Annotated in this window: 21 protein-coding genes; 11 read left to right on the plus strand and 10 right to left on the minus strand. The window is 74.7% G+C overall.

The window, feature by feature from the left end; all coding sequences use genetic code 11:
- Window positions 1-733 (plus strand): LLM class F420-dependent oxidoreductase (locus ACYVJ4_RS09155; RefSeq protein WP_460459817.1); only part of this gene is annotated, 733 nt, incomplete at its 5' end.
- On the opposite strand, the gene ACYVJ4_RS09160 is transcribed toward ACYVJ4_RS09155, so the two are convergent.
- Window positions 730-2097, minus strand: a complete 1368-nt coding sequence (locus tag ACYVJ4_RS09160) for a pyridoxal phosphate-dependent decarboxylase family protein (RefSeq protein ID WP_460459818.1) — start codon at window positions 2095-2097, stop codon at window positions 730-732. The two genes, ACYVJ4_RS09155 and ACYVJ4_RS09160, sit on opposite strands and share 4 nt — an antisense overlap.
- A gap of 63 nt (window positions 2098-2160) precedes the next feature.
- Window positions 2161-2310 carry a hypothetical protein gene (locus ACYVJ4_RS09165; protein WP_460459819.1) on the minus strand — a complete coding sequence of 50 codons (150 nt, stop codon included), beginning with the start codon at window positions 2308-2310 and terminating at the stop codon, window positions 2161-2163.
- A 150-nt stretch (window positions 2311-2460) separates the two neighbouring features.
- On the opposite strand from ACYVJ4_RS09165, the gene serB reads away from it, so the two are divergent.
- Window positions 2461-3678: a phosphoserine phosphatase SerB gene (serB, locus tag ACYVJ4_RS09170; protein ID WP_460459820.1), complete on the plus strand. Its 1218-nt coding sequence runs from the start codon at window positions 2461-2463 to the stop codon at window positions 3676-3678.
- Between the two features lie 7 nt (window positions 3679-3685).
- Here serB and ACYVJ4_RS09175 read toward each other — a convergent pair whose 3' ends face one another.
- A complete protein-coding gene (locus ACYVJ4_RS09175; protein ID WP_460459821.1) occupies window positions 3686-4195 on the minus strand; it encodes a SixA phosphatase family protein in 510 nt (169 codons plus the stop codon).
- Between the two features lie 51 nt (window positions 4196-4246).
- Here ACYVJ4_RS09175 and ACYVJ4_RS09180 point away from each other — a divergent pair, with 51 nt between their 5' ends.
- A complete protein-coding gene (locus tag ACYVJ4_RS09180) occupies window positions 4247-5173 on the plus strand; it encodes a cyanophycinase (protein WP_460459822.1) in 927 nt (308 codons plus the stop codon).
- Between the two features lie 67 nt (window positions 5174-5240).
- Window positions 5241-8090, plus strand: a complete 2850-nt coding sequence (gene cphA, locus ACYVJ4_RS09185) for a cyanophycin synthetase (RefSeq protein WP_460459823.1) — start codon at window positions 5241-5243, stop codon at window positions 8088-8090.
- On the opposite strand, the gene ACYVJ4_RS09190 is transcribed toward cphA, so the two are convergent.
- The 5 genes from ACYVJ4_RS09190 to fabG all read right to left on the minus strand — a co-directional run bounded on the left by ACYVJ4_RS09190 (window position 8069) and on the right by fabG (window position 13505).
- Window positions 8069-10279 carry a tetratricopeptide repeat protein gene (locus ACYVJ4_RS09190; protein WP_460459824.1) on the minus strand — a complete coding sequence of 737 codons (2211 nt, stop codon included), beginning with the start codon at window positions 10277-10279 and terminating at the stop codon, window positions 8069-8071. The genes cphA and ACYVJ4_RS09190 overlap by 22 nt on opposite strands.
- Window positions 10280-10344: 65 nt before the next feature.
- Window positions 10345-11445 (minus strand): cyclic nucleotide-binding domain-containing protein, encoded by a 1101-nt coding sequence (locus ACYVJ4_RS09195; RefSeq protein WP_460459825.1) that lies wholly within the window; start codon window positions 11443-11445, stop codon window positions 10345-10347.
- 71 nt (window positions 11446-11516) lie between these two features.
- On the minus strand, window positions 11517-11933 hold the full coding sequence (locus tag ACYVJ4_RS09200) for a DUF2335 domain-containing protein (RefSeq protein ID WP_460459826.1): 417 nt from the start codon (window positions 11931-11933) through the stop codon (window positions 11517-11519).
- Between the two features lie 59 nt (window positions 11934-11992).
- Window positions 11993-12754, minus strand: coding sequence for an enoyl-ACP reductase FabI (gene fabI / locus ACYVJ4_RS09205; RefSeq protein ID WP_460459827.1), 762 nt, complete (start codon window positions 12752-12754; stop codon window positions 11993-11995).
- Between the two features lies 1 nt (window position 12755).
- Window positions 12756-13505, minus strand: a complete 750-nt coding sequence (gene fabG, locus ACYVJ4_RS09210) for a 3-oxoacyl-ACP reductase FabG (RefSeq protein WP_460459828.1) — start codon at window positions 13503-13505, stop codon at window positions 12756-12758.
- 112 nt (window positions 13506-13617) lie between these two features.
- Here fabG and ACYVJ4_RS09215 point away from each other — a divergent pair, with 112 nt between their 5' ends.
- The 4 genes from ACYVJ4_RS09215 to ACYVJ4_RS09230 all read left to right on the plus strand — a co-directional run bounded on the left by ACYVJ4_RS09215 (window position 13618) and on the right by ACYVJ4_RS09230 (window position 17111).
- On the plus strand, window positions 13618-15129 hold the full coding sequence (locus tag ACYVJ4_RS09215; protein WP_460459829.1) for a TldD/PmbA family protein: 1512 nt from the start codon (window positions 13618-13620) through the stop codon (window positions 15127-15129).
- On the plus strand, window positions 15126-16499 hold the full coding sequence (locus ACYVJ4_RS09220) for a metallopeptidase TldD-related protein (RefSeq protein WP_460459830.1): 1374 nt from the start codon (window positions 15126-15128) through the stop codon (window positions 16497-16499). Before ACYVJ4_RS09215 ends, ACYVJ4_RS09220 begins: the two co-directional genes overlap by 4 nt.
- 88 nt (window positions 16500-16587) lie before the next feature.
- Window positions 16588-16893, plus strand: a complete 306-nt coding sequence (locus tag ACYVJ4_RS09225) for a DUF3099 domain-containing protein (RefSeq protein ID WP_460459831.1) — start codon at window positions 16588-16590, stop codon at window positions 16891-16893.
- Entirely contained in the window at window positions 16893-17111 is a 219-nt protein-coding gene (locus ACYVJ4_RS09230; protein WP_460459832.1) for a hypothetical protein, read from the plus strand. Before ACYVJ4_RS09225 ends, ACYVJ4_RS09230 begins: the two co-directional genes overlap by 1 nt.
- Window positions 17112-17114: 3 nt before the next feature.
- Here ACYVJ4_RS09230 and moaA read toward each other — a convergent pair whose 3' ends face one another.
- On the minus strand, window positions 17115-18146 hold the full coding sequence (gene moaA / locus ACYVJ4_RS09235) for a GTP 3',8-cyclase MoaA (RefSeq protein ID WP_460459833.1): 1032 nt from the start codon (window positions 18144-18146) through the stop codon (window positions 17115-17117).
- A gap of 58 nt (window positions 18147-18204) precedes the next feature.
- Here moaA and ACYVJ4_RS09240 point away from each other — a divergent pair, with 58 nt between their 5' ends.
- Genes ACYVJ4_RS09240 through ACYVJ4_RS09250 form a run of 3 tightly spaced genes read left to right on the plus strand, consistent with a single transcriptional unit; the run spans window position 18205 to window position 20512 of the window.
- Complete coding sequence (locus tag ACYVJ4_RS09240; protein ID WP_460459834.1) at window positions 18205-19065, plus strand: SURF1 family cytochrome oxidase biogenesis protein; 861 nt, start codon at window positions 18205-18207, stop codon at window positions 19063-19065.
- 32 nt (window positions 19066-19097) lie between these two features.
- On the plus strand, window positions 19098-19859 hold the full coding sequence (locus ACYVJ4_RS09245) for an SDR family oxidoreductase (RefSeq protein ID WP_460459835.1): 762 nt from the start codon (window positions 19098-19100) through the stop codon (window positions 19857-19859).
- A complete protein-coding gene (locus ACYVJ4_RS09250) occupies window positions 19856-20512 on the plus strand; it encodes a class I SAM-dependent methyltransferase (protein ID WP_460459836.1) in 657 nt (218 codons plus the stop codon). The genes ACYVJ4_RS09245 and ACYVJ4_RS09250 overlap by 4 nt, the downstream gene beginning before the upstream one ends.
- A gap of 24 nt (window positions 20513-20536) precedes the next feature.
- Here ACYVJ4_RS09250 and ACYVJ4_RS09255 read toward each other — a convergent pair whose 3' ends face one another.
- Window positions 20537-22441 carry an ABC transporter ATP-binding protein gene (locus tag ACYVJ4_RS09255; protein WP_460459843.1) on the minus strand — a complete coding sequence of 635 codons (1905 nt, stop codon included), beginning with the start codon at window positions 22439-22441 and terminating at the stop codon, window positions 20537-20539.
- Between the last annotated feature and the right edge of the window lie 3 nt (window positions 22442-22444).

Genomic DNA, 22444 nt, shown 5'->3' on the forward strand with positions numbered 1-22444 from the left:
CGAGTGGGCGCAGCTGCGCCAGGCCGTCGTCGACGCCGAGGAGCTCGGGGTCGACGTCGCCTTCAACTGGGACCACTTCTACCCGCTGTACGGCGCCCCCGAGGGCAAGCACCTCGAGTGCTGGACGGTGCTGGCGGCCTGGGCCGAGATCACCTCGCGCGTCGAGATCGGCGCGCTCGTCACCTGCAACAGCTACCGCAACCCCGAGCTGCTGGCCGACATGGCCCGCACCGTCGACCACATCAGCGGCGGCCGGCTGGTGCTGGGCATCGGGTCGGGCTGGTTCGAGAAGGACTACGACGAGTACGGCTACGACTTCGGCACAGCCGGCTCGCGGCTCGACGACCTCGGCGAGGCCCTGCCGCGCATCGAGAAGCGCTGGTCGAAGCTCAACCCGGCACCGACCCGGAAGATCCCGGTGCTGATCGGCGGCGGTGGCGAGAAGAAGACGCTGCGGTACGTCGCGCGGCACGCCGACGTCTGGCACAGCTTCGGCGATCCCGACACGTTCGAGCGCAAGACCGCGGTGCTCGACGACTGGTGCGCCAGGGAGGACCGCGACCCGGGTGCGATCGAGCGGTCGGTCGGCGTGCAGGACTCGCCCGACGTCAACGGGCAGCGGCTGCACGACCTCGGCGTGCGGTTGTTCACCGTCGGGCTCGGCGGGCCGGACTACGACCTGGGCAAGCTGCGCGACTGGATCGCGTTCCGCGACGACGTCAACGCGCGCTAGCCCGTCGCCAGCGCGCGGCGGACCGCCTCGACCGTCTCGGCCACCTCCTGCGGTCCGGTGCGCCAGCTGCTGACCGAGAACCGGATGACGGCGCGGTCGTGCCAGCGGCTGCCGGACGGCATGACGACGCCCTCGTCGAGCAACCGCTGCAGCACCGCGGCGGTGGTCTCGTCGTCCCGGACGGCCGTGGTGACCTGGGTCCAGACGACGTCGTTGAGCACCTCGACGCCGGGCAGCGTCCGCAGCCCGTCGGCGAGCGTGGCTGCGCTCCCGGCCAGCTGCTCGACCAGCTCTCGCACGCCGTCCGTGCCGAGCTCGGCCAGCGCGGCCCAGACGGGGACTCCCCGCGCCCGGCGGGACAGCTCGGGGACGCCCTCGTGCGGGTCGGCCCGGGCCGAGCTGAGCAGGTAGCTGGCCGGCTGCGACATCGCGGCGCGCAGTGCGCCGGCGTCGCGCACGACCGCGACGCCGCAGTCGTACGGCGTGTTGAGCGTCTTGTGGGCGTCCGTGGCCCACGAGTCGGCGTCGGCGAGCCCCGCGGTCAGGTGGTCGAACCGCGGTGACGCCAGCGCCCACAGCCCGAACGCGCCGTCGACGTGCACCCACGCTCCCGCGTCGTGCGCGACCGCGACCAGCTCGTCGAACCGGTCGAAGGCGCCCGAGTGGATGTGTCCGGCCTGCAGGACGACGACCGCCGGCCCGTCGACGTCGGCGAGGGCCGCGCGCAGGGCGGCGGGCTCGACGCGGCCCTGGTCGTCGTGGTCGACCAGCTGCGGCCGGCCGAGCCCGAGGTAGCGCAGCGCCATGTCGACCGAACCGTGCCGTTCGCGACCGGCCAGCACCCGCAGCGGCGGGGCACCGGCGAGGCCGTCGCGCTCGACGTCCCAGCCGGCCCGGGCCAGCACCGCGCCACGGGCCGCCGCGAGTGCGGTGAAGCCGGCGGTCGTGGCACTGGTCGCGAAGCCGACGCCTGAGTCCGCCGGCAGCTGCAGCAGGTCGAGCAGCCAGACCGCGGCGACCTCCTCGACCGCGACGACGCCGGTGGTGGCGTCGCGCATGCCCGCGTTCTGGTCCCAGGCCGAGACGAGCCAGTCCGCGGCCAGGGCGGCCGGCAGCGTGCCGCCCATGACCCAGCCGTAGAACCGGCCCGACCCGCTGGCCATGAGCCCCGGCTCGACCGCCGCGACCAGGCGGTCGACCACCTCGACCGGCTCCAGGCCGCGCGCCGGCAGCGGGCCGTCGAGGACGGCGTGGACGTCGTCCGGGGTCGCGCGGGCCGGGATGCGGCGCGAGGGCAGCCCGTCCAGCCAGCGGCGCGCGTGCTCGGCGGCCCGGTCGAGCGCGGCCCGCGCGCCGTCGTCCATGCTGCGGACGATCCACCCGGCGTGGTCGGACGGTCAAGCGCCCACGGGCCGGGAGGCGGGCGGCTACTGGATGCCCACCACGGCGATGCGGGCGCCGGTGTCGCGCTCCTTGTGGCAGCGCAGGCAGCGCAGGTAGTAGCCGTCCGGGCTGTCGGGGTACCGGACCCTGACGTAGTGGTGCCCCAGGAGCTTGCAGCGGATGCGGAGCCTCATCACCATCGCCACCACGACCTCTCCCACGGTCCCTGCACCGCCCAGCGTCCTCCGCGGGCGCGGACCGGTCAACGGCGCGGACCCGTCGCGGGCGATCCCGGATCCTGGCCGCTGCGCCCGTTCGGCGGGACGGCTGGGTAGCCTCGGCGGGTGATCGAGGTCCCGCCGCGCAGCACCGACGAGCCCACGCTGCTCGTCACCCTCACCGGCCAGGATCGACCCGGCGTGACCTCCGCGCTCTTCGCCGCCCTCGCGAGGACGCCTGCCACCGTCCTGGACGTCGAGCAGGTGGTCGTGCGCGGCAACCTGACCCTCGCGGTGCTGCTCACCACGGCTGGGGACGAGTCGGTTCGCGCGGCCGCGCTCGACGTCGCCGACCGGCTCGACATGAAGGTGCGCTGCAAGGCCGGCTCGGGCGACAGCGCCCCGCGCCGGGCCGGCCGCCTGCACGTGACGCTGCTCGCCGCTCCCCTGCTGCCCGGAGCGGTCGCCGCGGTCGCCGAGCAGCTCGCGGCGCAGGACGCCAACATCGACCGCATCCGCCGCATCTCGCGCTGGCCGGTCACCACCGTCGAGATCGACGTCTCGGGCGGGGACGTGCCGTCGCTGCGCCGAGCGGTGGCCGGCGCCGCCACGGCCCACGGCGTCGACGTCGCGGTGTCGCCCGCCGGCCTGGCCCGGCGCGGGCGACGCCTCGTCGTGATGGACGTCGACTCCACCCTGATCCAGGGCGAGGTCATCGAGATGCTGGCCGAGCGCAGCGGGCGCGGCGCCGAGGTGGCAGCCGTCACCGAGCGCGCCATGCGCGGCGAGCTGGACTTCGCCGCCAGCCTGCACGAGCGCGTCGCCCGGCTCGAGGGACTGCCCGTCGAGGTGCTCGACGAGGTGCGGCAGGCGGTGCAGCTCACCCCGGGCGCGCGCACCCTGGTGCGGACCCTCGGCCGCCTCGGGTTCACGGTGGCGCTGGTCTCGGGCGGCTTCGTCGAGGTCGTGCGGCCGCTGGCCGAGCTGCTGGGCATCGACCACTACCGGGCGAACCAGCTCGAGGTGCGCGAGGGCCGGCTCACCGGTCGCGTCGTGGGCGACGTCGTCGACCGCGCGGGCAAGGCGCAGGCGCTGCGCGAGTTCGCCGAGGCCGAGGGCATCTCGCTGCAGCGCACCATCGCGATCGGCGACGGCGCCAACGACCTCGACATGCTGGACGCCGCCGGGCTGGGCATCGCCTTCAACGCCAAGCCCGTGGTGCGCGAGCAGGCCGACGCCGCCGTCAACGTGCCCTTCCTGGACGCCGTGCTCTACCTGATCGGCATCCCGCGCGAGGAGGTCGAGGAGGCCGACGAGGCCGAGGGGATCGACCAGCCCCACTGAGCGGTCGTCAGCCCCGCGGCACGTCGAACGCCGCCAGGTGGCACTCGCGCAGCGGCACGTCGCCCCACGCGCCCTCGAACGTCAGCGTCGCCACCGCCGCCGTGACGAACCCGTCGGCGAACACCTGCGCCGCAACGGGTTCGGCGGTCCCTGCCAGCTGCTCCACCAGTGCGGACTGGGTCGGCTCGTGCCCGACCACGACGAGCGCCCGGACGTCGTCCCCCACCTCGCGCACGGCCGCCAGCACCGCCGACGGCGGGGCGAGGTAGAGCCCGTCGCGCACCTCCAAGGGCGGCGCCGGGTCGAGCGCGGCCGCCGCCAGGTCCCACGTCTCGCGGGCCCGGACCGCGCTCGAGCACAGCACCAGGTCGAGCTCTCCCCGGCCGGCCAGCAGCCGACCCAGCGCGCCGGCGTCGCGTCGTCCGCGCGCGTTGAGCGGTCGGGCGTGGTCGGGACCCGGCCGGTCGCGGTCGGACTTGGCGTGCCGGACGACGAGCAGCTGACGTGACGCGGCCATGCCCCGAGTCTGGCGCAGGGAGCGGCCCGCCGTGCACCTAAGGTGGGCGCCATGCCACGCCGAGGACGCAAGCGGCTGCTGATCATCGGCGGCGCGGAGGACAAGCTGGGCCCGGCCCGGGTGCTGCGACGCTTCGTGCGCCTGGCCGGGGGCACGGACGCCCGGGTCGTGGTGATCCCGACGGCGTCCAGCGTCGAGGACGAGATGGTCGTCGTCTACCGCAGCGTGTTCCAGCGGCTCGGCGTCCCGACCGTCACGGCCGTGCGCCCGCAGACCCGCACCGAGGCCGACGACCCCGAGCTGGCCGCGGCGCTCGACGACGCCACCGGAGTCTTCATGACCGGCGGCAACCAGCTCAAGCTGGCCCAGGTCGTCGCGGGCACCGCGGTCGGCGACGCGGTGCTGGCCGCCTACGAGCGCGGCGCCGTGGTCGCGGGGACGTCGGCCGGCGCCAGCATCATGAGCAGCCACATGATCTCGATGGGCGACGAGGGCGTGACGCCGCGCCAGCGGGCCAGCCAGCTCTCGGTGGGCCTCGGGCTGCTGCCCCAGGTCATCGTCGACCAGCACTTCGACCAGCGCTCGCGCTACGGCCGGCTGCTCTCGCTCGTCGCGCTGTCGCCGTCCCTGCTGGGCATGGGGATCGACGAGGACACCGCTGCGCTCGTCACCGACGGCCGCAGCGTCGAGGTGCTCGGCTCGGGTGCGGTGTTCGTCGTCGACGCGACGCACGCACTGACCAACGCGCACGAGGCCCGCCAGGGCAGCGCGGTGCTCGTCAGCGGTGCCGTCGTCCACGCCCTGCCGGCCGGTGCGCGGTTCGACCTGCGCGAGCGACGGCTCGAGCAGTTCGTCGAGCGGCGTCCCGACAAGCAGGTGGCGCGCTCGCACTCCGACCGCGAGGAGGCCAAGGCCCTGGCCAGCCGCCTGCGCGAGGGGCCGGGCGAACCCGTGGCCGGTGCAGCAAGCGGACCCTGACCGAGTTCGTGCATGATCGGGGGCTACCAGCGCCGCACCCGGCGGCGCCGAGGCGACAGGAGTGCCGATGTCCGACGCGCGACCGTCCCCCGACCTCACCATCGTCGAGACGCGGGTGTACCGGGGGCCGAACGTCTGGTCGTACGACAAGGCGCTGCACGTGGTCGTCGACCTCGGCGTGCTGGAGCAGTTCCCCACGAGCGCGCTGGACGGCTTCACCGACCAGCTGCTCGAGCTGCTGCCCGGCCTGGAGCGCCACACCTGCTCGCGCGGTCACCGCGGCGGCTTCGTCGAGCGCCTGCGCGAGGGCACCTGGCTCGGCCACGTCGCCGAGCACGTCGCCCTGCAGCTGCAGCAGGAGGCCGGCCACGACATGCGGCGCGGCAAGACGCGCCAGGTCAAGGGCACCGAGGGCCGCTACAACATCGTCTTCGGGTACGTCGACGAGCGCGTGGGCGTGGCCGCGATCCGCCTCGCCGTGCGCCTCATCAACCACCTGGTGCAGCCCGAGCCGGACTTCGACTTCGCCGACGAGCTCGACACCTTCCTGCGCCGCGCCGAGCGCACAGCCTTCGGGCCGAGCACGGCGGCCATCGTCGAGGAGGCCGTCAGCCGTGACATCCCGTGGATCCGGCTGAACGAGCACTCGCTGGTGCAGCTCGGGCAGGGCGTCCACCAGCAGCGCATCCGGGCCACCATGACCTCGATGACCGGCGCGCTCGCGGTCGACATCGCGGGTGACAAGGAGCTCACCGCCCGGCTGCTCTCGTCCGCCGGCCTGCCGGTGCCGGGCACCGAGAGCGTGCGGTCGGCCGCCGCGGCCGTGGCGATCGCCGACCGGCTGGGCTACCCCGTCGTCGTGAAGCCGCTGGACGGCAACCACGGGCGCGGGGTCTGCCTCGACCTGCAGGACGCCGACGAGGTGCGCGAGGCCTTCGAGGTCGCGCAGGAGGAGTCGCGGCGCGGCTGGGTGGTCGTGGAGTCCATGGTCACCGGGCGCGACTACCGCTGCCTCATCATCGGCGGGCGCATGCAGGCGATCGCCGAGCGCGTGCCGGCCCACGTCGTCGGCGACGGCACGCACACGGTCTCCGAGCTGGTCGAGCGCACCAACGCCGACCCGCGCCGCGGCGTCGGCCACGAGAAGGTGCTGACCCGCATCGCCGTCGACGACGCGGCGGTCGAGCTGGTGCGCGAGCAGGGCTACGGCATGGACGACGTCCCGCCCGAGGGCGAGATGGTCAAGCTCGCCCTGACCGGCAACATGTCGACGGGCGGCATCTCGATCGACCGCACCTTCGACGCCCACCCCGACAACGTCGAGATCGCCGAGGAGGCGGCCCGGGTCATCGGCCTGGACGTCGCGGGCATCGACTTCATCTGCCCCGACATCGCCCAGCCCGTGCGCGAGACCGGCGGCGCGATCTGCGAGGTCAACGCCGCGCCGGGGTTCCGCATGCACACGCACCCGACCGTGGGCGAGCCGCAGTTCATCGCCAAGCCGGTGGTCGACCTGCTCTTCCCGCCGGGTGCGGCCAGCCGGGTGCCGATCGTCGCGGTGACCGGCACCAACGGCAAGACGACGACGTCCCGGATGATCGCCCACGTCTTCAAGGGGTTGGGCCGCAAGGTCGGCATGACGTCGACCGACGGCGTCGTGATCGACGAGCGCCTGGTGATCCGCGCCGACGCGAGCGGACCCAAGTCCGCGCGCATGGTGCTGCAGAACCCCCGCGTCGACTTCGCGGTGTTCGAGGTGGCGCGCGGCGGCATCCTGCGCGAGGGCCTCGGCTACGACCGCAACGACGTCGCGGTGGTCACCAACATCGCGCCCGACCACCTCGGCATGCGCGGCGTCGACACGCTCGAGCAGCTCGCCGACGTCAAGGCCGTCGTGGTCGAGGCCGTGCCACGCGACGGCGCCGCGGTGCTCAACGCCGACGACCCGCTGGTGCGCGCCATGCGCCGCCGCTGCTCGGGCGAGATCGTCTGGTTCTCGCTGGCCGACCCCGGCAGCGAGGTGCGCGACATGGTCGACGAGCACTGCCGCCGCGGCGGCAAGGCGGTCGTGCTCGAGCACACCGACAAGGGCGACATGATCGTCATCCGGCATGGACGACGCGCCATGCAGCTCGCGTGGACGCACCTGCTGCCCGCGACGTTCGGCGGGGCCGCGATGTTCAACGTCGCCAACGCCATGGCGGCGGCCGGCGCCGCGTTCGCGAGCGGCGCGCCGCTGCACGACATCCGGCAGGGCCTGCGGACGTTCACGACGTCCTACTACCTGTCCCCCGGCCGCATGAACCTGCTCGAGGTGCGCAACGTCGACGTCGTCGTCGACTACTGCCACAACCCGGCCGGCATGCGGGCGCTCGGCGACTTCGTCGAGCGGTACGCCACGCGCAAGGACGCGACCGCCGACCTCGGCAAGCCCTCGCGGATCGCGATGATCGGTGCCGCCGGCGACCGGCGCGACGAGGACATCCGCGAGCTGGGCGAGGTGGCGGCCGACCACTTCGACGTCGTCGTCGTGCGCGAGGACGCCAACCTGCGGCGGCGCGCGGTCGGCGAGGCGGCCGAGCTGGTGGCCGAGGGCGTCCGCTCGCGCATGGCCGACGGCGCCCGCTGCAAGCAGGTCGAGATCGTCACCGACGAGCTGGAGGCCGTGCGGCACATCATGGCGCGGGCCAACCGGGGCGACCTCGTGGTGCTCTGCGCCGACAAGCACGCGGGCGTCCTCGCCGAGCTCGAGCAGCTCGGCCGCCAGGCCCAGGCCGGTGCCCACACCGGCGAGGTCGTCGGCGACCCCGACCTCGACCCGGCCCAGCTCACCGAGACCGCGAAGGTCGAGGGCGACGCGGCCGGCGCCGAGAGCGAGGCCGAGGCCGACCAGGTTCAGGCGCCGCCGGTGGCGTAGCGCAGCAGCGCAGCCCGGTACGCCTCGTCGTCCGGGCCGGCAGCGTGCGCCATCAGCGACTCCATCAGGACGGCGAGGGCGTCGTCCGGACGCCCCGCCGCGCGCAGCGCCAGGGCGTAGAACCCTTGCGCCGCAGCGCTCGTGGGGCGGTGCTCGCGTACCTCGGCGAGCACCTCGACGGCCTCCTCCGCTCGGCCCAGCACCGTGAGGGACGAGCCGAGCTGCAGCAGCGCGCGGTGCCGGTGCGGCTCGCGCAGGCCGTCGCGCAGCGCCGACCGGTAGGCGGGCACGGCTTCGGCCTCGTGACCGGCGGCGTCGAGCGCACTGGCCCACTCGAACATCAGCCGCGGGTCGTCGGGGTCGGCGTCGAGCAGGGCCAGGAACAGGCGCTGGCGGTCGGTGGGCTCGGCGTGCTCCCACAAGTCGGCGATCTGCTGCTCCTGCGGGTGCTCGCCGCGGGCCACGACGACCTTGTCCCGGATCTCGTCCGGCCCGTCGGGGGTGGCGCCCTCGGCCTGCAGCCACTCGTCGAGCAACGGCCGGTCCTGGTGGCACATGACCGCCACGACGTCGCCGGCCGCGGCCCGACCCACCAGCGCCTGCAGGCCCGACAGCTCGTCGTCGTACGACCCGACGTCCGCGACGCCGACGGCGCCGAGCCCGGCGCGCAGGTGCACCTCGAGGTCCTCGGCCTCGCGGCCGCGCAGGTAGCGCTCCTTGTGCACCACCGCGACGTCGTCGGCCCGTCGTCCGGCCAGCTCGCCGAGCGCGACCAGGATGTCGTCGGTGCGGTCACCGGCCGTGCCCAGCCCGAGGTGCACCTGGGCGCCGGGGGCGCGCAGGCCGTCGCAGACGTCCAGCAGCGCCTCGAGCCCGGCCTCGTTGTGCGCCAGGTCGACCACCACGGTGGCCGACCCCTGCTCGAGCGGGAGCGTCCAGACGTTCATCCGCCCCGGGTTCAGCCGGACGTCGGGCCGGAAGCTGCGCAGGCCCGCGACGACGTCCGCGCGGGGCAGGCCGAGACCCAGGGCGGCGGCGGCCGCCGCGAGCGCGTTGGCGACGTTGTGCCGCGACAGGCCCGACAGCGTCACCGGTACGTCGAGCACCGGCACCAGCGGGTCGGGGTCGGCGTGCGGGTCGAGCACGGTCAGGTGCCCGTCGAGCACCGTGATGCCGCGCCCGCCGGCGTCCAGGGCCGTGCGCAGACCCGGCGCGTCGGGATCCAGGGCGAACGCCCACGGCCGGCCCGTGCTCTGCCGCGCCATAGCCAGGACGCGCGGGTCCTCGGCGTTGAGCACGCACCAGCCCTCGCGCGCGGTCACCCGGGTGATGACGGCCTTGACCTCGGCCAGCTGGTCGACGGTGTCGATGCCCTGCAGCCCCAGGTGGTCGGCGCTGACGTTGGTGACGACCGAGACGTCGTTTCGGGTGACGCCCATGCCGCGCAGCAGCAGCCCACCGCGGGCCGTCTCGAGCACGCCGAGCTGGACGGCCGGCGACTCCAGCACGGCACGCGCGCCGGCCGGGCCCGAGTAGTCGCCGGGCTCGACGACCTCGCCCTGCACCACCACGCCGTCCGTGCTCGACCAGCCGGTGCGCAGACCCGCGGTCATGGCGATGTGGGCCAGCAGCCGGGTGGTCGTCGTCTTGCCGTTCGTGCCGGTGACCGACGCGACGGGCACCTGAGGGGTCAGGGCGCTGGGACGACGGCCCTCGGGAGCGGCTCGCACGGCCGCGCCCGCCGCGGCCACCAGCTCGGCCAGCGGCGCGTCGTCCCAGTGCGCCAGCAGGTGCTCGAGCTGGCGGCCCACCTCGACCGCCCGGTCGTGCCGGCGCCAGGGGTAGGCGACGACCACCTCGGTCACCTCGTTGGCCGGCCGCACCCGCAGGCCCAGCCGGGTCGTGCCCGAGGCGGCGGCCACCTGGCGCACGAGACGGCCGAGCAGCCGCACCGCCATCCGCTGGCGCTGCGCCGACCCGGCGGCGCCCGGCCGCACCCGGCTCAGGCCGGCGTCCGCGGCCCAGCGCGCGGCGACGTCGTCCGTGGCCTCGCTCAGCCCGCGGATGTCGAAGGTCAGCTTGATCGCGGCCCGCGGGAAGTACAGGTTGGGGCCGTCCAGCACGCGCAGCTCGGCGAGGGTGGCCAGCGAGCGGCCGCGGCCGCCCTCGGGGGCGCTGGACGTCGTCATGCCGGGACTCTAACGGCCCCTGCACCGTCGCCGGAGAGACCGTCGCCGGTCGTCCCGCGACGCCCTCAGCCGGCGTCGACCGGACGTCCGGCGTCCAGGTCGACCCGCTGCGTCGGGAGCTCGACGGCCGGCGCGTCCTCGCGCCGGTGGCCCTCGGCGAGCGCACGCAGCCGCTCGACGTCGACCGCCCCCGCGCTCGCCACCGCGACCCGCGAGGGGGTGACGGCGGTCAGCGTCGAGGTGCGGCGCCCCTCCTCCAGCAGCGCCCGCTCCCCCAGCACCGCGCCCGGCCCGACCTCGGCCAGCGGGTCGCCGTCGACGTCCACGCGCAGCACGCCGTCGAGCAGCAGGTAGAGCTCGGCGCCCGGCTCGCCCTGCCGGGTGAGCACCTCGCCGGCGGCCAGGTGCCGCACCTGCGGTCGCTGCCCGCCGCGCATGATCTCGCGCGACATCTGCCGCTCGAGGTCGCTCTCGGCCGCCGCCACGACGGCCGGGGAGTCCTGGTCGCCCCACGGCGTGCGGGCGCCGAACGAGTGGCTCACCCAGCGGGCCTGGTCGGTCAGCCCGCTCTTGGCGAGCAGCCGTCCGTCCGAGCCGTAGAGCCAGTGCCGCGGGAACGCGCTGGCTCCGTCCAGCGCCACCTCCGCCCGGCCGTCGGCGTGCACGACCACCGCGAGCGTCGTCCAGACCACCGGGGCCAGCCACTGCACGAACGGCCGGTGCGGCACCGGGCGCGGCAGCGGCAGCCCGGTGCGTCCGCCCACGGTCTGCACGAAGCGCACCGACGCGTCGCCGCGCTCGGGCTCGGGACGCAGCACGGGCAGGGACGACGCCCGGAACGTCGCGCCGAGGCCGCCGACGCGCACCGTCGAGGAGCCCATGACCAGGCCCGAGCCCTCGTCGACGCCGGCGTCGACCACGCGGCCGCCCTCGACGTCGGCCCAGACGGCCAGCACGTTGCCGAAGCGGAACCGGTCGAGCTCGCACAGGGTCTCGACGGCGTCCGGCCCGTCCAGCGCGTCCGGCGGCGGCGCGTCGTAGTGGGTGAACCCGAGGTCGAAGCCGCGGCGCAGCGCGCCGGAGACCGACTCGGACGGGATCCACGACAGCGTGGTGGCGCTGGCTCGCACGCGCATGACGGCCTCCCGGGGCTCGGTGGCAGCCATCCAAGCCCATGCCGGACGCCGGTGGGAGGCCTTTTTCGACATCTCGTGCCGGACCGGCCGGCGACGGCAGGCTAGTGGTGGCCGGCGCCCGACCAGGCGGCGCTCGTCGCGGCGCCCTCGGAGGACGGCTGCCGGCGCAGGAACACCGCCACCAGCAGCCCGAGGTCGGCGACTGCCAGCAGCGTGCCCGGCAGCTCGTGGCCGCCGGTGATCAGCGTGGTCGAGACCACGAACACCAGCACCGCGAACGCGACGCCCAGCAGCTGCCCGAGCCGCTCGGTGCGCGACGCCTTCTCGAGCGCCTGGCGCTCCATGTCCATGCGGTGCTGCGACTGCTGCTCGAGCAGCCGCACGATGCGGTCGGCCGCGCCGGGGAGCACCTTCTCGTACGCCGCCACGGTCTCGGCCGAGGGCAGCTCGCCCTCGACCAGCTCGGTCAGCGGCGCGTCGTCGACGGGCAGCAACGGATCGGTGGGCGGCGGGATCACGGCTTCCACCGTAGCCCTGCGGCGCGTTCGCGCGACCCGAGCGCGCGACCCGGGAGCGGCTACTGCCCCATGGCGTGCACGCCGCCGTCGACGTGCAGCATCTCGCCCGTCGTGGCCGGGAACCAGTCCGAGAGCAGCGCGCAGCACGCGCGGGCCGTGGGCTCGGCGTCCTTGACGTCCCAGCCCAGCGGCGCCCGCTCGCCCCAGGTGTCCTCGAACGTCGAGAACGCCGGGATGCTCTTGGCGGCCGTGGTGCGGATCGGGCCGGCGGCCACGAGGTTGACCCGCACGCCCTTCGGGCCGAGGTCGCGGGCCAGGTACCGGGACGTCGACTCGAACGCGGCCTTGGCCACGCCCATCCAGTCGTAGACCGGCCAGGCGAAGCGCGCGTCGAAGGTGAGCCCGACGACGCTGCCGCCCTGCGGCATCAGCGGCAGGGCCGCGACCGAGAGCGCCTTGAGCGAGTAGGCCGACACGTGCAGCGCGGTGCTGACGTCCTCCCAGCTCGCACCGAGGAAGTCGAACGCGCCCTGCGGCGCGAAGCCGATCGAGTGCAGCACGCCGTCGAGCCCGTCGACGTGCTCGCCCAGCCGGTCGGCGAGGGTGGCCAGGTGCTCGTCGTCCTGGACGTCGAGCTCGACCACCGGCGGCGTGGTCGGCAGCCGCTTGGCGATGGTCTGGGTGATCTTCATGGTGCGGCCGAACGACGTCAGCACGACCTCGGCGCCCTCCTGCTGCGCGATCCGCGCGACGTGGAAGGCGATCGAGGAGTCCATCAGGACGCCGGTGACCAGCAGCCGCTTGCCCTCGAGGATCCCCATGTCAGTGCCCCATCCCTAGTCCGCCGTCGACCGGGACGACCGCCCCGCTGATGTACGCCGCCGCGTCGCTGCCGAGGAACCGGACGACGTCCGCCACCTCCTGCGCCGTGGCGAACCGCCCGGCCGGGATGGCCGCGAGGTAGGCCTGCTGCTGCGCCTCGGGCAGCGCCGCCGTCATGTCGGTCTGCACGAAGCCCGGTGCCACGACGTTGGCCGTGATGCCGCGCCCACCCAGCTCGCGGGTGATCGAGCGGGCCAGGCCGACCAGGCCGGCCTTGCTCGAGGCGTAGTTGGCCTGCCCCGGCGAGCCGTACAGGCCCACGACGCTCGAGACCAGGACGATGCGGCCGCGGCGCAGACGGATCATGCCCTTGCTGGCCCGGCGGGCGCACCGGAAGGCGCCGGTGAGGTTGGTGTCGACGACGCCGGTGAACTCGTCGTCCGCCATGCGCATCAGCAGGGTGTCCTTCGTGATGCCGGCGTTGGCCACCAGCACCTCGACCGGCCCGTGCGCCTCCTCGGCAGCGCTGAACGCCGCGTCCACGCTCTCGGTGGAGGTCACGTCGCAGCGCACCGCGACCGCGCTGCTGCCCTCCAGCTCGGCCGGCAGCTCGCCGCCGCGGCTCGCCACCGCGACGCGGTCGCCCGTCGCCACGAAGGCCTGCGCGATCGCCAGCCCGATCCCCCGGTTGCCTCCGGTGACCAGGACGCTGCGCCCGGCCGGGGCGTCGTCCGCGCTCGTCTGCGTCATGCGCGCGACGCTATCGGCTACCGCCGGGTAGTCGTGAACCGGTGGCAACGGCGCAAGGATCCTGCCCGAGAAACCGGGCGGCGGTGTCGGCCGGCCCGGATAGGGTCGCCCCGTGACCCGCCGACGAGTGGACGACGACTTCCGCGACCTGCCCCTGCAGACCCTGGCCGACGCCGCCCTGCAGCGGGCCCGCGACCTCGGGGCCGAGCACGCCGACCTGCGGGTCGAGCGCGTGCGCAGCAGCGACCTGTCCCTGCGCGACGGACAGCGCGCCGGGGGCGGCGACGCCACCGACTCCGGCCTGGCGGTGCGCGTCGTGGTCGACGGCACCTGGGGCTTCTCGGCCAGCGCCGACCTGACGAGCGACGCCGCCGCCGAGGCCGCCACCCGCGCGGTCGAGATGGCGCGGGTGTCGCGTCCGCTGTCGACCGAGCGGGTCGAGCTCGCCCCCGAGCCGGTGCACACCGGCGAGTGGGTCTCGGCGTACGGCATCGACCCGTTCGACGTCCCCGACAGCGAGAAGTCCGACGTCTTCGTCGGCTGGTCCAAGCTGCTGCTCGACGCCGGCCTCGACCACGTCGACGCCTCGTTCGGGGCGGTGAAGGAGCAGAAGTTCTACGCCGACCTCGCCGGCACGGCGACGACCCAGCAGCGCGTGCGCGTGCAGCCCGTCCTCACCGGAGTGGTGGTCAGCAGCGAGGGCGTCGAGACGATGCGCACCCTCGCGCCCCCGGTCGGGCGGGGCTGGGAGTACGTCGTGGGCAGCGCGGCCGACGGCGCCTGGCGCTGGGCCGAGGAGCTCGAGGCGCTGCCCGGGCTGGCGGTCGAGAAGCTCAAGGCCCCCTCGGTCGAGGCCGGCCGGTACGACCTGGTGATCGACCCCAGCAACCTGTGGCTGACCATCCACGAGTCCATCGGCCACGCCACCGAGCTCGACCGCGCGCTCGGTTACGAGGCGGCCTACGCGGGCATGTCGTTCGCGACGCCCGACCAGCTCGGCACGCTGCAGTACGGCACGCCGCTGATGCACGTCACCGGCGACCGCGACGTCGAGCACGGGTTGGCCACCACCGGGTGGGACGACGAGGGCGTGGCCACGGGGTCGTGGGACATCGTCCGCGACGGCCGGCTGGTCGGCTACCAGCTCGACCGCCGCATCGCGCAGATGACCGGCGCCGAGCGCTCCAACGGCTGCGCGTTCGCCGACTCGTGGGGTCACGTGCCGATCCAGCGCATGGCCAACGTCAGCCTGCAGCCGGCGCCGGACGGACCGTCCACCGAGGAGATCATCGCCGGCGTCGAGCGCGGCATCTACGTCCTCGGCGACAAGTCGTGGTCGATCGACATGCAGCGCTACAACTTCCAGTTCACCGGCCAGCGCTTCTACCGGATCGAGGACGGCCGGCTCGCGGGCATGGTGAAGGACGTCGCCTACCAGGCGACCACCACCGACTTCTGGGGCTCGATGGCCGTCGTCGGCGGCCCGCAGACCTGGGTGCTGGGCGGCGCGTTCAACTGCGGCAAGGGCCAGCCCGGCCAGGTCGCGGCGGTCAGCCACGGCTGTCCCAGCGCGCTGTTCCGAGACGTCCGAGTGCTCAACACCACCGAGGAGGGCCAGGCGTGAGCATCCACCCCGCCGAGCTGGCCGAGCGCGCGCTGGCCGCGGCAACGGGTCCGTGCCTGGTGCTCGTCACCAGCCACAGCGACGCCAACCTGCGCTGGGCGGCCAACACGCTGACGACCAACGGCCTGACCGCCGGCCTCGACGTCACCGTGGTCGCGGTGCACGGCGGTGACCGCGTCGGCGTCGTCAGCCGCAGCGGCGTCGACGGCGCGTCCGTGGGCGCCCTGGTCGCCGAGGCCGAGGCCGCCGCGAGCACCGCCTCGCCCGCCGAGGACGCCGGCGACCTGCTGCAGGGCGGTGCGGACGACGCCTTCGGCGACGACCCCGGCCAGGTGTCGGCCCGCGACCTCGCGGCGCTGGCCGAGAGCCTGGGCGCCGCGCTCGAGCAGGCCCGCTCCGACGGCACCGAGCTGTTCGGCTACGCCGAGCAGACCGTGCGCACGACCTACCTCGCCACGAGCACCGGCATCCGGGCCCGTCACGAGCAGCCGAGCGCGACGGTGCAGCTGAACGGCAAGTCGCACCAGCGCAGCCGCTCGGCCTGGGCGGGCGCCGGTGCGCGCTCGCTGGACGTCGTCGACGTCCCCGCGCTGGCGGCCGAGGTGCGCGAGCGGCTCGGCTGGCAGGCCCGCCGGGTCGAGGTCGACGCCGGTCGCCACGACACCGTGCTGCCGTCGTCCGCGGTCGCCGACCTCATGCTCTACGCCTACTTCTCGTCGGACGCCCGCTCGGCGCACGAGGGCCGCTCGGCGTTCGGGCGCAGCGGCGGCGGCACCCGGGTCGGCGACCAGCTCTCGTCGTCCCCGATCACCCTGCGCAGCGACCCGTCCGCGGCCGGCATCGAGACCGCGCCGCTGGTGCTCACCGGCGGCAGCTCGGCCATGGCGTCGGTGTTCGACAACGGCCTGGCCGTGCCGGCGACCTCCTGGGTCGACCGCGGCGTGCTCGCCGCGCTGCCCACCACCCGCCACACCGCGCGCCTCACCGGACTCGCCCTCACCCCGCCGGCCGACAACCTGCTGATGGACGTCGAGGGCGGGCAGGGCAGCGCCATGGACCTGGTGAAGGGGCTGGACGACGGCCTGCTGATGACCTGCCTCTGGTACATCCGCGAGGTCGACCCGCAGACCCTGCTGCTCACCGGCCTGACCCGCGACGGCGTGTACAAGGTCGAGGGCGGCGAGGTCGTCGGAGCCGTCACGAACTTCCGGTTCAACGAGTCGCCGGTCGACCTGCTCGACCGGGTCGAGGCCGCCGGGACCACCGAGCTCACGCTGGGTCGCGAGTTCGGCGACTACCTGCCCCGCACGGCCATGCCGGCGCTGCGGGTCCGCGGCTTCAACTGCTCGAGCGTCAGCCAGGCCTCCTGAGCCCGCCCGTCACCACCGATCGCGCCACCGATCGCGCCAGCGTCGCCCGGCCGTGGCAGGGGCCGGGGCACGGGCGTACCGTCAGGACGTGACACGGCAGCAGCGTCCGGCCGAGGTGCACACCATCACCAGTGCGCAGGCCTCGTTGGACGACGACCTCGGCCCGCGGATGCGCAAGTACCTCGTGTCGATGTCCGTGCGCACCGTCTGCTTCGTCCTGGCCGTCGTCTTCGAGGGCCCGCTGCGCTGGGTCTTCGCCGCCGCCGCGGTGGTGCTGCCCTACGTCGCGGTCGTGGTCGCGAACGCCGGCCCGCGACGTCAGCCGGGGGCCGAGGCGTTCGAGCGCGAGACCCGGGCGCTGGACGACGGCGGGCGTGGCAGGCTGGGCCCGTGATGAGCGAGCAGGCCGCTGAGGTCGTGCCCGACCTGGTGTGCAGCGCCAAGCGCTGCGGCGCCGACGCCACCTGGGCGCTGCGCTGGAACAACCCGAAGCTGCACCCGCCCGAGCGGCGCAAGACCTGGCTGGCCTGCGACGAGCACCGCGCGACGCTCGGAGAGTTCCTCCAGCTGCGCGGTTTCCTGCGCGAGACCCTGCCGGTCGACGAGCTGTAGCGCTCAGCCGCCGATGGCCGACATCGGCCGCTGCGGCTGCAGGAACGACGGGTCGTCGATGCCGTGCCCGGCCTTCTTGCCGGCCACCAGCCGCACCACCAGCGCCGCCAGCTCGTCGTCGTCCGCGCCGGCCCGCAGCGGCGTGCGCAGGTCGTCCTCGCTGCGCGCGAACAGGCACGACCGCAGCTGGCCGTCGGCGGTCAGCCGCAGCCGGTCGCAGGCCCCGCAGAAGGGCTGGCTGACGCTGGCGATGACGCCCACGGTGGCGGGTCCGCCGTCGACCAGCCAGGACTCGGCCGGCGCGCTCCCCCGGGTCTGCGGGTCGAGCGGTGTCAGGGTGAACCGCTCGCCCAGCCGCTCGAGCACCTCGGCCTGCGTCACCATCGAGCCGCGGTCCCAGGCGTGCTGCGCGTCCAGCGGCATCTGCTCGATGAACCGCAGCTCGTAGCCGCGGTCGAGGCACCACTGCAGCAGGTCGGCGACGCTCTCGTCGTTGACCCCGCGCATGGCGACGGCGTTGACCTTGACCGGCTCGAGCCCGGCTGCTGCGGCCGCCGCCAGACCCGCCACGACGTCGTCCAGCCGGTCGCGCCGGGTCAGCCGGGTGAACGTCTCGCGGTCGACCGTGTCGAGCGAGACGTTCACCCGGTCGAGCCCGGCGTCGTGCAGCGGCCCGGCCAGCCGGTCGAGGCCGAGGCCGTTGGTGGTCATGGCCAGGCGCGGCCGCCGCTCCAAGGAGGCCAGCTGGCGCACGAGCTCGGGCAGCCCGCGGCGCAGCAGGGGCTCGCCACCGGTCAGCCGCACCGAGGTGACGCCGAGCCGGGTGGTGACGTCGACGACGCGCGCGAGCTCCTCGAAGGTGAGCAGCTCGGGCTTCGGCAGCCAGTCCAGGCCCTCGGCCGGCATGCAGTACGTGCAGCGCAGGTTGCAGCGGTCGGTGACCGAGACCCGCAGGTCGGTGGCGATCCGGCCGAAGGTGTCGACGAGCGCGCCGGGCGCCCGCGGCGCAGGGGTCGGCAGCAGCTCGTGGTCCACCGACCCAGCCTACGTGCCCGGCCCGCGGGCCGCCGTCCCGTGCGGATACCGTCGGGTCGTGAGCGGCCTGGACCTCTGGCGGCGCCACCGGCAGGTCGTCGGCCTGGCCGTGCTGGCGGTGCTCGCCGCGCTCGGGTGCGTCGGCCTCGGCCGCTGGCAGTGGCACCGCTACCAGGCCAAGCACGACGCCAGGCAGCTCGTCGAGCGCAGCTTCGCGGCGCCCGCGGTGCCGCTCGCCGACCTGCTCGCGTCGACGTCCGCGCCCCTCGCCCACGACGACGGGTGGCGGCCGGTGCGCGTCAGCGGGCGCTACGACGTCGGGCGCACCGTGCTGGTGCGCAACCGCCCGCGGGACGTCGGCGACACCGGGCCGGCCTACGGCTACGAGGTGCTGGTGCCGCTGGTGCTGGCCGACGGCAGCGCGCTGCTGGTCGACCGGGGCTGGGTGCCCAACGGCACGACCGGCGACCGGCCGGGTCAGGAGCCGGACGCGGTCCCCGCCCCCACCACCGCGGACGTCGAGGTCGTGGCCCGGCTGCGGCCGGGCGAGCCGGCACGAGCCGTGCAGGTGCCCGCGGGTCAGGTCGCCAGCATCGACCTCGGCCGGGTGGCCGCGCTCACCGGTCGCCCGCTCTACCGCGCCTACGGCGTGCTGGTCAGCGAGTCGCCCGCCACGTCCCCGGCACCGGCGCTGATCGGCCGACCCGAGCTCGACGGCGGCGAGGGCATCAACGCCTCCTACGCCGTCCAGTGGGTGCTGTTCGCGCTGCTGGCGCTGGGTTTCCCGTTCTGGTGGGTGCGCCGCACGCGCCGCGAGGCGGCCCTGAGCGCGACCGACCCGGACGACGTCGACGCGACGCGCACGCCGGTGCCCGCCGCCCCCCGACGACGGCGCATCTGGGACGACGAGGAGGCGTGAGCTCGTCGTCCGTGGGGTGACAGACTGCCGTCATGGACCTCGGACTGACCGACCGCGCGTACATCGTCACCGGCGCCTCCAGCGGGCTGGGTCGGGCCACCGCCGAGCAGCTCGTCGCCGAGGGGGCCCGGCTGCTGGTGTGCAGCCGGGACGGCGCCAAGCTCGAGGAGCTCGCCGCCACCGGCGCCCCCGGTCAGGTCATGGTGCTCGAGGGCGACCTCGGCGACCCCGAGCTCGCCGAGCGCCTCGTGGCGGCGGCGGTCGCGCGGTTCGGCCGGCTCGACGGCGCCCTGATCAGCGTCGGCGGACCCCCGCCCGGCGCCACCGACCAGATCACCGACGACCAGTGGCGCGCGGCCTTCGAGACGGTGTTCCTCGGCCCGGCCCGCCTGGCGCGCGCCGTCGCCGACGCCGCCTCGGTCGAGGGGTCGTCCATCGCCTTCGTGCTCTCGACCTCGGTGCGCTCGCCGATCGCCGGGCTCGCGACGTCCAACGGGCTGCGGCCGGGCCTGGCGATGCTCGCCAAGACCATGGCCGACGAGAACGGCCCGCGGGCCGTCCGCGTGAACGCGTTGCTGCCCGGGCGGATCGACACCGACCGCGTGCGGCAGCTGGACGAGGCGAGCGGGCGCCCGGCCTCGTCGCGCCGCGACGCCGAGGCCACGATCCCGTTGCGCCGCTACGGCCGGCCCGACGAGTTCGGCCGGATCGCGGCGTTCGTGCTGTCCCCCGCCGCGTCGTACCTGACCGGCGCGGTGGTGCCGGTCGACGGCGGCGCCACCCGCGCCCTGTGAGCGACTGGTCCGGCTCGACCGACGAGCTGCGGGCCGCGCACGACGTCCTGGCCGACTTCTACGCCGAGCGGCTGGACGGCGCGCTCGAGCGGATGCCGGTCGACCAGGCCGTGCTGGGGCTCTTCGCCCAGCTCGTCCTCGGGTCGGGCCTCGGCACGGACGTCGCCGACGTCGGCTGCGGCACCGGTCGCCTCGAGCCGTTCCTCGCCGGGCTCGGCCTGAGCCCGCGCGGCGTCGACCTGTCGCCCGGCATGGTCGAGCGCGCCCGACGCGACCAGCCGCGCTTCGACTTCGCGGTCGCCGACGTCCGCGACCTGCCGTTCGGCGACGCCGAGCTCGCCGGGGTCGTGGCCTGGTACTCGCTGATGTTCCTGCCGCCCGAGGACCGGGCGCAGGCGTTCGGCGAGCTGCACCGCGTGCTGCAGCCCGGCGGGCACCTCGTCACCGGGTACAAGGCGGGCGAGGACGAGCACCGCCGGGCCGGCCGCACGACCGGCACCGGTGTCGAGTTCGACATCTGGTGGTACGAGCCCGACCAGCTGCGCGGGCTGCTCGAGACGGCCGGGTTCGAGACGGTGTTCTGGGCCGGTGAGCCGCCGGACGACGAGTGGCACAGCACGCAGGGGTACCTGCTGGTGCGCAAGCCGGCCTGAACCGCCAGCCGCGGCCCTGAGCCGTCAGGACGACGAGACCGCCGGCTGAGGGCCGTCGTCCTGGTGGGCGAACTGGGTGCGGTAGAGGTCGGCGTACAACCCGCCGCGGGCCAGGAGCCCCTCGTGGGTGCCGCGCTCGACGACCTCGCCGCCGTCGACGACGAGGATCTGGTCGGCGTCGCGGATCGTCGAGAGCCGGTGCGCGATGACGATGGCGGTGCGACCGACGAGCGCGGTCGCCAGCGCGCGCTGCACCGCGGCCTCGCTCTCGGAGTCCAGGTGCGCGGTGGCCTCGTCGAGCACCACGACGGACGGCGCCTTCAGCAGCAGCCGCGCCAGGGCCAGGCGCTGCTTCTCGCCGCCGGACAGCCGGTAGCCGCGGTCGCCGACCACGGTGTCGAGGCCCTCGGGCAGCGCCGCGACCAGCGGCCAGATCTGGGCGTCGCGGCAGGCCTGCACGAGCTCGTCGTCGGTGGCGTCGGGGCGGGCCAGCAGCAGGTTGCCGCGGATCGTGTCGTGGAACATGTGCGCGTCCTGGCTCACCACGCCGATCGTGCGGTGCAGCGACTCCAGCGTGACGTCGCGGACGTCGACGCCGCCGATCCGCACCGCGCCACCCCGCACGTCGTAGAGCCGCGAGGCCAGGTGGGTGATCGTGGACTTTCCCGCGCCGGACGGCCCGACGAGCGCGACCACCTGCCCGGCCTCGGCCCGGAAGGTCACGTCGTGCAGCACTTGGGCCGGCTCGCTCTGATCGAGCACGGCCACCGACTCCAGCGACGCCAGCGAGACCTCGTCGGCCCGCGGGTACCGGAAGGCCACGTGGTCGAACTCGACGGACGACGCCTCGGCGGGCAGCTCGACGGCGCCGGGCTTGTCGCGCACCAGCGGCTCGAGGTCGAGCACCTCGAAGACCCGGTCGAAGCTCACCAGGGCGGTCATCACGTCGACCTGCACGTTCGACAGCGCGGTCAGGGGCCCGTACAGGCGCCCGAGCAGGGCGGCCATGGCGACCAGCGCGCCCACCCCGAGGGTGCCGTCGATCACGAACCATCCCCCCGCCCCGTAGACCAGCGCGGTGGCCAGCGCGGCCACGAGGGTCAGCGCCGTGAACAGGAACCGGCCGTACATGGCCGACCGCACGCCGATGTCGCGCACCCGCCCGGCCTTGGCCGAGAATGCCACCTCCTCGCGGGGCAGCTGGCCGAAGATCTTGACCAGCAGCGCGCCGGCCACGTTGAAGCGCTCGGTCATCGTCTGGCCCATGTCGGCGTTGAGACCCATGGCCTCGCGGCTGATGCTGGCCAGCCGTCGTCCGAGCAGCTGGGCTGGCACCACGAACAGCGGGAGCATCAGCAGCGCGACGACGGTGATCTGCCACGACAGCGCGAGCATCGTGATCAGCACGACCACGAGGGTCACGACGTTCGACACCACCGACGACAGCGTGGACGTGAAGGCCTGCTGCGCCCCGATGACGTCGCTGTTGAGCCGGGTGACCAGCGAGCCGGTCTGGGTGCGGGTGAAGAAGGCGATGGGCATGCGCTGCACGTGGGCGAAGACCTGCACGCGCAGCCGGTAGATCAGGCCCTCGCCGATGCTCGACGACAGGAACCGCTCGACCAGCCCGAGCGCGGCGTCGAAGACCGCCAGCGCGGCGACGAGCAGCGCCGAGGTGACCACGACGCGGCGGTCGTCCTTCAGCACGCCCTCGTCGATGATCCGCTGCAGCAGCAGCGGGGTCGCGACGACGAGCACCGCGTCGACGACGACCAGCGCGAGGAACGCCAGGATCTTCGTGCGGAACGGCCGCGCGAAGCCGACGATCCGCCGCGCGACGCCGGGCCGCAGCGCCACCTGCTTGACCGACGGGTCTCGCCGCATCGAGCTCATGAACGACCCGCTGGCGCGGCCCATCCCGCCACCCATCGA

The organism is Angustibacter peucedani (assembly GCF_054779595.1).